The organism is Streptococcus sp. E17BB (genome assembly GCF_041807725.1).
In the GTDB taxonomy this organism is placed as follows: domain Bacteria; phylum Bacillota; class Bacilli; order Lactobacillales; family Streptococcaceae; genus Streptococcus; species Streptococcus entericus.
This window is the reverse complement of record NZ_JBGTZC010000049.1, coordinates 1-11,954: the sequence shown is the minus strand read 5'-3', so window position 1 is coordinate 11,954 and position 11,954 is coordinate 1. Positions and strand designations below refer to the sequence as shown.

7 protein-coding genes and 1 pseudogene are annotated in these 11,954 nt (G+C 46.3%); 5 read left to right on the top strand and 3 right to left on the bottom strand.

Going from position 1 to position 11,954, the window contains the following annotated elements; genetic code table 11:
• Positions 1-125 (bottom strand): annotated as a pseudogene (locus ACERC7_RS09720) (sugar ABC transporter ATP-binding protein); the annotation flags it as partial.
• A 279-nt stretch (positions 126-404) separates the two neighbouring features.
• Here ACERC7_RS09720 and ACERC7_RS09715 point away from each other — a divergent pair.
• The 5 genes from ACERC7_RS09715 (at position 405) to mutY (ending at position 8,470) form a co-directional block, all read left to right on the top strand.
• Positions 405-2,012: an alpha-glucosidase gene (locus tag ACERC7_RS09715; RefSeq protein WP_373666827.1), complete on the top strand. Its 1,608-nt coding sequence runs from the start codon at positions 405-407 to the stop codon at positions 2,010-2,012.
• A 68-nt stretch (positions 2,013-2,080) separates the two neighbouring features.
• Positions 2,081-3,097: a LacI family DNA-binding transcriptional regulator gene (locus tag ACERC7_RS09710; RefSeq protein WP_373660551.1), complete on the top strand. Its 1,017-nt coding sequence runs from the start codon at positions 2,081-2,083 to the stop codon at positions 3,095-3,097.
• Between the two features lie 310 nt (positions 3,098-3,407).
• Entirely contained in the window at positions 3,408-4,919 is a 1,512-nt protein-coding gene (gene malQ / locus ACERC7_RS09705) for a 4-alpha-glucanotransferase (RefSeq protein WP_373666826.1), read from the top strand.
• On the top strand, positions 4,912-7,170 hold the full coding sequence (gene glgP / locus ACERC7_RS09700; protein WP_373660552.1) for a glycogen/starch/alpha-glucan family phosphorylase: 2,259 nt from the start codon (positions 4,912-4,914) through the stop codon (positions 7,168-7,170). Before malQ ends, glgP begins: the two co-directional genes overlap by 8 nt.
• A 148-nt stretch (positions 7,171-7,318) precedes the next feature.
• Positions 7,319-8,470 carry an A/G-specific adenine glycosylase gene (mutY, locus tag ACERC7_RS09695; protein ID WP_373666825.1) on the top strand — a complete coding sequence of 384 codons (1,152 nt, stop codon included), beginning with the start codon at positions 7,319-7,321 and terminating at the stop codon, positions 8,468-8,470.
• 25 nt (positions 8,471-8,495) lie between these two features.
• Here the strand turns inward: mutY and trxA are convergent, their stop codons facing one another.
• Positions 8,496-8,810, bottom strand: a complete 315-nt coding sequence (gene trxA, locus ACERC7_RS09690; RefSeq protein ID WP_373659553.1) for a thioredoxin — start codon at positions 8,808-8,810, stop codon at positions 8,496-8,498.
• A gap of 312 nt (positions 8,811-9,122) precedes the next feature.
• Entirely contained in the window at positions 9,123-11,453 is a 2,331-nt protein-coding gene (locus ACERC7_RS09685; RefSeq protein ID WP_373666824.1) for an endonuclease MutS2, read from the bottom strand.
• Between the last annotated feature and the right edge of the window lie 501 nt (positions 11,454-11,954).

Sequence of the window (11,954 nt, the reverse complement as noted above, 5' to 3'; positions counted from 1 at the left end):
CAACCTGATGGTCCAACAAAGACGATGAACTCCTTGTCCTTGATGTCCAAATCAAAGTCCTCAACAGAGTAGAAGTCACTGTTTGGGTACTTCTTGTAAAGGCTGTTCAGTTTTAATGTTGTCATGTCATTCCTTCTTTCTTCTTTTTATCTGAATTGTTGCGGTAACGGGGCATTACAGTATTAAACAGATAATGATACCTCTATTATGCAACCGCTTGCTCAAAATGTCAAGTAGTTTTTTGAAAAAATTAAAAAAAAATTTAGTTCCGAATTAACCCTTACAACTCTTCTTTGTCACTTAGGAACTAACTCTTTCACGCAACCGTTTGCTTAATTGGCAAAAAAAAGTTATAATGGCATCAAATGATAATTTAAAGGAGACCTTTCATGACAGAAAATCTTATGACTGAACGCTGGTGGCACCGTGCCACTGTTTATCAGATCTATCCCAAGAGCTTTATGGACAGTAACGGTGATGGTATCGGTGACTTACCGGGTATCATCAGTAAGTTAGATTACCTAAAAGAGCTTGGCATCACCGCCATTTGGCTCTCACCTGTTTACCAAAGTCCCATGGACGATAATGGGTATGATATTTCTGACTACGAAGCCATTGCAGCAGAATTTGGTAGCATGGCGGACATGGAAGAACTTTTTTCTGAAGCCAAAAAACGTAGTATTCGCATTATTATGGATTTGGTGGTCAACCATACCTCCGATGAGCACGCTTGGTTTGTGACAGCCCGTCAGCAACCAGATAGTCCTGAGCACGACTTTTACATCTGGGCAAATGAACCAAATGAACTGAGTTCAGTTTTTGGCGGTTCTGCGTGGGCTTATGACGAGCAAACTCAAGCCTACTACCTCCACTTCTTCAGTCGTAAGCAACCTGACCTCAATTGGGAAAACCCCGTATTGCGTCAAAAGATTTACCAGATGATGCAGTTTTGGATTGACAAGGGCATTTCAGGTTTTCGGATGGACGTCATCGACATGATTGGCAAAGTCCCTGACCAACTCATTGGCAACAACGGTCCCAAGCTCCATGACTATTTGCAGGAAATGCACCAAGCCTGCCTGACCGACCCAGACTTACTGACAGTAGGAGAAACCTGGGGCGCCAATCCTGAACGGGCGAAACTCTACTCTGCACCAGACCGCAAGGAGCTGTCCATGGTCTTCCAGTTTGAACACATCGGTCTCCAGCACGAAACAGATAAAGACAAGTGGCATTATACCAAACTTGATGTCCCTAAACTAAAAACCGTTCTGTCACGTTGGCAAACCGAGTTGCCTGTCGGACAGGGGTGGAACTCGCTTTTTTGGAACAATCACGACCTGCCACGTATCCTCTCTATCTGGGGAGATACGGGCACTTACCGTGAAAAATCAGCTAAAGCCTTCGCTATCTTGCTTCATCTGATGCGGGGAACACCTTACATCTATCAGGGGGAAGAGATTGGAATGACGAATTTCCCATTCACAACTGTTGACCAGCTCAACGATATCGAAAGCCTCAACTACCTGACAGAAGCTAGACAGGCTGGCCAGTCAAATGACGTTACCCTTGACCAGATTCGCATGATTGGTCGTGACAATGCCCGCACGCCAATGCAGTGGACAGCTGGGCAACAGGCTGGCTTCACCACAGGGCAGCCCTGGCTACCTATCAACCCTAACCACCAGACCATCAACGTCGCTCAGGCACTGGCGGATAAGCAATCGATCTTTTACACCTACCAACAGCTGGTTCGCTTGCGCCTAGAGGCTGACTGGCTGATTTACGGCGATTACAACCTCCTCGATACGCCTGATCAAGTCTTCGCCTATACTCGTCAATGGCAGAGCAGTACCTATCTTGTGGTCGTTAACCTCTCTGATCAGGTTCAGCACCTCTCGCTACCTGATGGCATCGATGAGCTTATTATCACCAACACTGTTCTCCCTGAAGACCTCGACCAGATGAAACTGGAGGCTTGGGACGCATTCTGCTTGAAACTAATCTCTTAATAGCTGAACCAAATGGTTGCATTACCCCTCTCAAATAAGGTAAAATAAGCATCAGGAGGTTCATGATTATGGTAACAATTAAGGATGTGGCAAAGAGGGCTGGTGTAAATGCTTCGACAGTCAGCCGAGTCTTGAAAGACAGCTCTGCTATTTCTCAAATAACAAAAGAACGTGTGCGCCAAGCGATGGACGATTTGGGGTATGTGCCCAATCGGGCCGCCCAGATGCTGGCAAGCGGACTGACTCAGTGTGTGGGGGTTGTTTTGCCACCGCTGACCACCCCTGATCGGGTTAGCGAACCCTTTTTCATGGAAATTTTGACGGCAATAAACGATCAAGCCAAACAACAGGGCTTTACGGTGTCGATTGCCACCAGTAATTCCGTTGAAGATTTAGCTGAACAGGTGAAACTGATGTACCGCCAAAAAAGAGCTGATGGGTTTTTAATCCTATACTCTGAAAAAGATGACCCTGTTCAACATTATTTAAGCAGCCATAACATTCCATTTGTGGTTGTCGGAACACCGATAGAGGCAAATCCAAACTTAATTTCGATTGACAATGACAACCAATTGATGGGGGAAGAGGCTGTTAAACACCTTCAACGCAAAGGGCACAAAAAACTATTGTTTGTCACAGATGATTTAACAAGCCGTGTCTGTCTTGACCGTTACCGAGGCTACCAGCAGGCTATTGAGCAACTCGATTTGCCAGTTCAACCCATTTTGCTCTTTGACCGGAAAGATCCAGCAACCTTAGATTTGCTCATTGAAACGATACAGAGAGAAAAAATCACAGGTCTGATTGTCATCGGTGATTTGCTCTCTATCCGAGTCATTCAGTTTCTATCCTTCTATGGTTTGCGTGTTCCGGATGATCTTTCCTTAATTTCCTTCAATAACTCGATTTTTTCAAAAATGCTTCATCCCTACTTAACAACGTTTGACATCAATGTTGCCCAACTCGGACAAACAAGTCTCATCCGCTTGCTAGATATTATCGAGGATAGGCAACAACCGTCAACAGAAGTCATTGTCCCCTTTAATCTAAAGGAAAGGGAAAGTGTTCGAGACCTGTATCGCTAACGTCTTGTCCCTGAAACAAGAGATAAAACGTTTCTGCTACCACTGCGGCTGATGTGCTTACTCAACCAATCCGCCGCATAAGCAGAGTGAGAAAAATAACCACATAAAATCCGGTTTGAGGCAGGCGAGGCGAGTAAGTGACGCTGCCTCAACCAGTTAAACGAGCTATAAAAAGAAGTCACCGTTGTCACTTATCGGTGATTTCTTTTGGTAACAATCGCTAATTTTTCTTAAGATTTTTAAGAAAAGACTTGACTTACGCAATCGGTTGCGTTAGACTAGACTTATCATGACTAAAGGAGAACTTATGATGGACAAACGTGCAAGCGGTGTTTTAATGCACATTACTTCTTTGCCTAGTCCTTACGGTGTGGGGACCTTCGGGCAGGCTGCTCATGATTTTGTGGACTTCCTTGTAGAGACCAAGCAGACCTATTGGCAGATTTTACCTCTGACCACGACAAGCTACGGTGACTCCCCTTATCAGTCCTTTTCAGCCATCGCTGGGAACACGCACCTGATTGATCTTGACCTGTTGGCAGCTGAGGGCTGGTTGGAAAAAGCTGACTATGCTGATGCTCACTTTGGCGATAATCCTTCTCGGGTTGATTATGCGCAAATTTTTGAAGCTCGTCGTCCGATTCTAGAAAAAGCTGTGCAAGCCTTTCTCGCAGATGACAAGGTCACATCAGTCTATCAAGCCTTTCTAGAAGAACAGGCATCTTGGTTACCTGACTATGCAGAGTTTATGGCTCTGAAAGAGCATTTTGGCAATCGTGCCTTGCAAGAATGGGAGGATAGCTCTGCTATTTTACGGGAAGAAAGTAGCCTGAACCGCTATCGTGAAGAGCTGGCAGATGTTATCGCCTACCATCAGGCGACGCAGTATTTCTTTTTCAGCCAATGGGTCAGGCTAAAGGCTTATGCTAATGAACACCACATCAGCATCATCGGGGATATGCCGATTTATGTATCTGCGGATAGCGTAGAGGTTTGGACACAACCAGAATTGTTTAAGTTGGATGAGGCACGCCGTCCCCTCTTTCTAGCAGGTTGCCCAGCCGACGATTTCAGCACAGATGGTCAGCTCTGGGGCAATCCGATTTACGACTGGGCGACGCATGAAGCAACCCACTATGCTTGGTGGATTTACCGCATTCGTGAGAGCTTTAAGCTCTATGATTATTTACGGATTGATCACTTCAAAGGTTTCTCAGACTATTGGGAAATCGATGGAGATGGTGAAACCGCCAATGATGGCAAGTGGCATCCGGGTCCTAACTATGCCCTCTTTGCTGCTGTAAAAGAAGCATTGGGAGACAATTTACCCATCATCGCTGAAGATTTGGGTTATATCGACGACCGTGCGAAGAAACTCCTCGCAGACTGTGGTTTCCCAGGCATGAAAATCCTGCAATTTGGCTTTTTCGACACAACTGGGCAAAGCATAGACAGCCCACATCGTTGCATTGCGCATAGCCTTGCTTATACAGGTACTCATGACAACGAAGTGGTCAACGGCTGGTACGACAACCTAACTCAAGAGCAAAAAGACTATGTTAACAGCTACATCAACCGTCGCGATGAGGAGAACATCAGTCGCGCCATGCTTCGCACGCTATTTGCGACCGTTAGCAATACAGCCATTGCCAGCATGCAAGATATTCTCGATCTACCGGCTGATAGCAGAATGAACTTGCCGTCAACCGTTGGTGGCAACTGGGAATGGCGGATGTTGCCAGAAGAGTTAACCCCTGAACACAAAGAGTTTTTGAAAAAGATCACACTATTGTATCAACGAGGTAATGAACAGAATGACTAATTTTACAAGCTATATCAAGAACAAAACTGCACAAGAGCTACAACAATTGTCTGACAAGGACATTTACACCCATTTGCTCAACTACGTCAAAGACATGAGCAAGGACTTGCCTAAAAACGATGGCAAGCGTAAGGTCTACTACATCTCAGCCGAGTTTCTCATCGGAAAACTCCTGTCCAACAACCTAATTAACCTAGGTATCTACGACAGTATCAAAGCTGAACTAGCAGCCGCTGGCAAATCCATCAGCGCCATCGAAGACATCGAGCCAGAACCATCGCTTGGTAACGGCGGCTTGGGTCGCTTGGCCTCTTGCTTTATCGATTCTATCTCAACACTTGGCATTAACGGTGAGGGCGTTGGTCTCAACTACCACTGCGGGCTCTTCCAACAAGTCTTTAAGGATAATCAACAAGATGCACAACCAAACTTCTGGATTGAGGATGACAGCTGGTTAATCCCAACCGATATCAGCTATGAGGTGCCATTTGCTAACTTTACCCTGACGTCAACCCTCAAACGCATGGCTGTTCTGGGCTATAAAAAAGAGACCAAGAATTACCTCAATCTCTTTGACATTAAACAAGTTGACACTGACCTCATCACTGATGGCATCAGCTTTGACAAGACAGCTATCCAAAAGAACCTAACGCTCTTTCTCTATCCTGATGATTCTGATAAAAATGGAGAACTGCTCCGCATTTACCAGCAATATTTCATGGTGTCAAATGCTGCCCAACTCTTGATTGACGAGGCGATTGAGCGCGGTTCAAATCTGCACGATTTGCCAGACTACACTTACGTACAAATCAACGACACGCACCCATCCTTGGTGATTCCAGAGCTGATTCGTCTCTTGACAGACAAGCATGGCTTTGACATGGACGAGGCAATTACTGTCGTGTCACAAATGGTCGGCTACACCAACCACACCATCTTGGCAGAAGCCTTGGAAAAATGGCCACTGAGCTTCCTAGATGAGGTTGTGCCACACTTGGTGCCAATCATCAAGGAACTTGATACACGTGTCAAAGCTAAGTACGCTGATCCAGCCGTCGCTATCATCGATGAGACCGACCGTGTTCACATGGCACACATGGATATTCACTACTCAACTTCTGTCAACGGTGTGGCAGCGCTCCATACAGAGATTCTCAAAGCAAGTGAACTCAAGGCTTTCTACGACCTTTATCCTGAGAAATTCAACAACAAGACCAACGGCATCACCTTCCGTCGCTGGTTAGAGTTTGCCAACCAACCTTTGGCTGCTTACATCAAAGAACTGATTGGTGATGGGTACTTGACCGATGCCACAGCCTTGGAAAAATTAGTGGCTTTCGCTGATGATACTACGGTTCAAGAGCGTTTAGCAGACATCAAATTCCAAAACAAGTTGGCACTTAAAGCCTACCTCAAAGCCAACAAGGGCATCGATTTAGACGAACACTCCATCATCGATACACAAATCAAACGATTCCATGAATACAAGCGCCAACAGATGAATGCCCTCTACGTGATTCATAAATACTTGGACATCAAGGCTGGCAACCATCCTGCGCGTAAGCTGACGGTCATCTTCGGTGGTAAGGCTGCGCCTGCTTACACCATTGCTCAGGATATTATCCACCTGATTCTCTGCTTGTCTGAGTTGATTAACAATGACCCTGAGGTCAGCCCTTACCTCAACATCCATCTGGTAGAGAACTACAACGTCTCTGTGGCTGAAAAACTGATTCCTGCTACCGATATCTCAGAGCAAATTTCTCTGGCATCTAAAGAAGCGTCTGGTACAGGCAACATGAAGTTCATGCTCAACGGTGCCCTAACACTAGGTACCATGGACGGGGCTAATGTTGAAATTGCAGAACTGGCTGGTCAGGACAACATCTACACCTTTGGTCAAGACAGTGATACCATCATTGACCTCTATGATAAGGCTGGCTATGTGTCACGTGACTATTACGTTGACGAGGCTATTCAACCGTTGGTTGACTTTATCGTCAGCGATGAGTTGATGGCTCTGGGCAGCCCAGATCGCCTCAACCGCCTCTACCAAGAACTACTGAACAAAGACTGGTTCATGACTTTGATTGACCTGAAGGACTATATTGCCACCAAAGAGCAAGTTCTAGCTGACTACGAAGACCAAGCAGCTTGGAACAAGAAAGTCATCCACAACATCGCCAAAGCAGGATTCTTCTCATCTGACCGTACCATTCAACAATACTATGATGAGATTTGGTCACGGTAGTTAAGAGAAGGTCGTGTCTCTCTAGCTTACACATAGTAATCCCCTAACATCATCTGATGTCAGGGGATTTTATTACCAACAAATTTGAGCTTTTCCAGTTCAGCTAATCTTATTTACCCGCATCGTCAATTTATGGTACAATAAACCCATGTTAAATTTGAACGATTACGGCATCCAGATGTGGGACGAAGACAAGATTGCTGCCTTTCGTCGCACTCTGCTTGCTTGGTACGACCGTGAAAAACGTGACCTCCCCTGGCGTCGAACAACAGATCCCTACAAGATTTGGGTATCTGAAATCATGCTTCAGCAGACCCAAGTCGTGACGGTTATCCCCTACTACGAGCGCTTCTTAGAGTGGTTTCCTACCATCGCTGATTTGGCTGCAGCACCAGAAGATAAGCTGCTCAAAGCTTGGGAGGGGCTTGGCTACTACTCGCGCGTGCGAAATATGCAGGCAGCAGCACAGCAAGTCATGACTGACTTTGGTGGGCGATTTCCCAACACCCACGAGAGCATCAGCTCTCTCAAGGGCATCGGTCCCTATACCACTGGCGCTATTTCAAGCATTGCCTTTGGTCTGCCTGAGCCTGCTGTAGATGGCAACGTCATGCGGGTACTAGCCAGACTCTTTGAAGTTGACTACGACATCGGCGATCCAAAAAATCGCAAGATCTTTCAAGCCCTGATGGAAATCCTCATCGACCCTGACCGTCCCGGTGATTTCAATCAAGCCTTTATGGACTTGGGGACTGACATCGAGCATGCTAAAACCCCGCGACCTGACGAGAGCCCCATACGAGCCTTCAATGCTGCCTACCTCAACGGCACCTACGACCGCTACCCCATCAAGGCACCCAAGAAAAAGCCTGTCCCTCTGCACCTAACCGCCTTTGTTATCAGAGATGGTAAGGGGCGCTATCTCCTCGAAAAGAATACTGACAGCGGCTTGCTTTCAGGCTTCTGGTCTTTTCCGCTCTTGTCGGCTAAGCCAATAGCAGAGCAGTTAGACCTTTTTACTCAGTCCACATCATCTCAACTGATGACCCAACCTGACCTGACCAGCTTTGAGAAAGATTACGGTTTGACCCCCGTCTGGTGCGAACAGACCTTCCCAGCAGTTACCCATGTCTTTAGCCACCGTAAATGGCATGTGACCTTGGTCGCAGGGCAGGTCAGCTCTGCCATGTCCCCAAAAAATAAAGAAACCGCCTGGGTGCACCCAGATGATTTTGAAACTTACCCTTTTGCCACACCGCAGAAAAAACTGTGGACGGCCTATCAGCACGAAAAAAACTGACCTCAATGGATCAGTTTTTCTGCTATTAGCTCAACTCAGCAACGATGGCCTTAAGCTGTTCTTTGGTGTGAACACCAGCGACTTGTTTAACCACCTGACCGTCTTTTTTGAACAAGAGGGTCGGAATACTCATGATGCCAAATTTTTGAGCAGTTGCAGGGTTTTGGTCAACATCGATTTTGACGATTTTCAACTCATCTTCTGACAATTCTTCAGATAGTTGATCAAGAATCGGTGCTTGCATCAAACAAGGACCGCACCAAGTCGCCCAAAAATCAACCAAAACTAGACCCTTGCTAGTTTCTGCTTCAAACGTTGCATCTGTCACAATATGTGCCATAAAAATAGCCTCCTTACGATTTATGAGACCATTATACCGTAAAAAAAGTATTTTTGCTAAAATTTGCTACGAAGAAGCTGGCTCATCAAACAATCTGAAGAATAGATGCCCCTGTCTTGCTTTTTCTGTATTAGTCCCCTGTAGTGCGGGCAGCATTCACTATCATAAACGTCCGACAAAAACTGTAACATAAGGAATAGGCATACACTATCAGATTGGCTGCGGTTTCCCAACGACCAGAGCAATCTTGACGAATCTCCGATGATCTCAACGCTAAAAAGAACTTCCAAAACCAAGTGGAAGTTCTCTTTTTTAGCCCAAGACCACAATCGTACAGCCACTGCCTCCAGCATTTTGCGGGGCATAGCCGAAGCTCTTGACATGCTTATTGCGACGGAGGTACTTGGTAACTGCTTCACGAATGACCCCTGTTCCGATACCATGGACGATGTCCACTTGCGCCATATTGTTGAGCAGCGCTTGGTCGATAAACTCGTCCAGTTCCAGCATGGCCTCTTCATAGCGTTTGCCACGGAGGTCTAGGCGGGCTGAAGGGTCGCGCCCAGAGACTTTCTTGGTGACGGTGACTGGTTTTTTCTTAGGCTGTTCCATGCTATCCGCGCGAACGAGGTTGAACTCGTCTTCCTTGAGGGTCATCTTAATCAGCCCGATTTGAGCCTCCCAGCGACCGTCCTTGAGCTGGCTAATCAACGTCCCTCGTTGCCCATAAGCCCGAACGATGATGTCATCACCGACCCGTGCTGCCCGCGCCTTCTTAGCCTTCTTGAGCACCTTGTTCTTAGAGAGATCGACAGGCGGCGCTAGATTCTTGAGTTGCCCCTTAGCCTCGATGACCTCATGAGGCTTGAGTTGGCTTTTCTCGTGGAGGTTTTTGAGAATGCTGTCGCTTTCTGCCAGAGCAAGTTCAACCATCTCACGCACCTCAGCTTGTGCTTTTTCCAGCTCCTTGTCTCTGGCATGAGAAAATTCATTATAGAGCTTCTTAACAGCACGGTTGAATTTGAGGTTCTCCTGCTCCACCTCTCGGATATGGTCAAGACGACGACGGGTTTCTAGCGTTTGCCGTTCCAGTTCTTCAATGATGCGGTTCACATCACTATCCGTAGCTGTCATGCCTTGAGCCTCAGCAACGATGACCTCAGCTAGTCCCAAACGTCTGGCAATATCAAAGGCGTTTGATCGCCCAGGTACTCCTTGGAGAAACTTATAGGTCGGGCTGAGGGTGTTGATGTCAAATTCCATGCTGGCATTTTCCACAAAGGCTGTCTCAATGCCGTAGGCTTTCAGTTCTGGATAGTGGGTGGTGGCCATGGTTTTCACTTGTGATAGCCTCAAGTGTTCTAGGATGGCCATGGCCAAACTAGCTCCCTCCTGAGGGTCAGTTCCAGCTCCCAACTCGTCAAAGAGGACCAGACTGTCTGCGTCAGCTTTTTCCAATACCGACACGATGGTCGTCATGTGGCTAGAGAAGGTTGAAAGACTCTGCTCAATCGACTGCTCGTCACCGATATCTGCGAAAATCTGAGTAAAGACCGCGACCCGACTGCCCTCATCTGCTAAAATCGGCAGGCCTGACTGGGCCATGAGTTGGGCAAGGCCTAAGGTCTTGAGCATGATGGTCTTACCACCAGTGTTTGGTCCTGTGATGACGATAGCGGTCAAGCTGTCCTCAAAATGGAGGTCGTTGCCGACAGGATTGGTCAAAAGAGGATGGCGCACCCCCAGCAGGCGGATGGTCTTATCCTCAGATAGCTTAGGAATACTGGCTTTTTTGTCCATCATGTAGAGGTACTTGGCGCGAATCAGATCCAGCTGACCAATGACCCAAGCATTATTGCGCAAGGCTCTGGTTTGAGGACGTACCATATCTGATAGTTGATGCAAAATCCGTGCCAATTCATGACGTTCATCTGCCCGCAACTGAGTCAGGGTCTCGTTGAGCTCAACGACTGCCCGCGGCTCGATATAGACCGTGTTACCCGATGACGAGATGTCATGAACGACACCGGCCACGCGATTGCGGTAGCTATTTTTGACAGGGAGTACCGAGCGGCCATTACGGCTGGCAATCAGCTGTTCGCTTAGCATGTCGCCTTGCTTTTTAAGCACATCTTGTAACACCTGACGAATCTTGGCTTCATTGTCCGTCAGTTGACGGCGAATACTGGTCAATTCTGGGCTAGCAAAGCTCTCAATAAATCCTGCATCATTGATGGCCTGTAGGCTCCCTTGTAGATTAGGAAATTGTTCCAACTTGTCAAAGAGATTGGCTAGGGCAGTCAGATTAACATTATCCAAATCCGCATAGAACCTTCCCAATTCTGCGGTTATCTGTAAAATACGTTTGATTTGAATAAATTCATCAACATTCAGGTCACCATCTAGTTCCAACCGACGTAGACTGTCGGAGACATCCCTGGCTGACCCAGTTGCAAACTGGTGCTGCTGAACAAATAGTTGCGCCATATCAGCTAACTCGACAAAGCGCTGTTCAATCTTTTCTCGCTTGGTCAAAGGGGCAAGCTCTTGCAAGAGGTCATGCCCTTGCTCCGTCTGCAAATAAGGTTCAAAACCCGCCTTGACTTTATCAAATTCTAACTGGTCTAAAATCTTGTTATTCATGTTTACCATTATATCATACTTGTCTATGAGTTTGACCTATTTGACGGAAATGTCTTAGCTAAGAGGAATCTTGTCGCCCATTTTTCTCAGTCTATAAATCTTTTGTTTATCTTCTCAACTCAATGTCATAAAAAAAGCACCCTAAAGTTAGATTTTTTCTGTCTAACTTTAGGGTGCGGTTTATTGTAAGTGGGTTCTAACTTATTGAAAGACTATCCTTTCAATAAGTAGGCACCAATAAATCCAACGATAACACCTGAAGCAAGTAGAACCATATAAACTCCTTCCTAAGATTAATTATTCAATTACAACATATGGCATCAATAAATTATGAATCGGTTACACTAAACTAGACAGAATTTATAAAGTGTTCTATACTAAAGAAAACAGGAGAACTCTATGTCTAGAAAAATCCGTCGTCAATTTAGTGATGACTTTAAGCAACAAATTGTTGACCTTCACAAAGCTGGCCGGAAACGTAGCGAGCTCATTAAGGAATAT

What these genes read in the sequence shown, in the direction of transcription:
- ACERC7_RS09715 (WP_373666827.1), top strand. Translation starts at nt 405, where the DNA reads ATGACTGAACGCTGGTGGCACCGTGCCACTGTTTATCAGATCTATCCC.
- ACERC7_RS09710 (WP_373660551.1), top strand. Translation starts at nt 2,081, where the DNA reads ATGGTAACAATTAAGGATGTGGCAAAGAGGGCTGGTGTAAATGCTTCG.
- malQ (WP_373666826.1), top strand. Translation starts at nt 3,408, where the DNA reads ATGGACAAACGTGCAAGCGGTGTTTTAATGCACATTACTTCTTTGCCT.
- glgP (WP_373660552.1), top strand. Translation starts at nt 4,912, where the DNA reads ATGACTAATTTTACAAGCTATATCAAGAACAAAACTGCACAAGAGCTA.
- mutY (WP_373666825.1), top strand. Translation starts at nt 7,319, where the DNA reads ATGTTAAATTTGAACGATTACGGCATCCAGATGTGGGACGAAGACAAG.
- trxA (WP_373659553.1), bottom strand. Translation starts at nt 8,810, where the DNA reads ATGGCACATATTGTGACAGATGCAACGTTTGAAGCAGAAACTAGCAAG.
- ACERC7_RS09685 (WP_373666824.1), bottom strand. Translation starts at nt 11,453, where the DNA reads ATGAATAACAAGATTTTAGACCAGTTAGAATTTGATAAAGTCAAGGCG.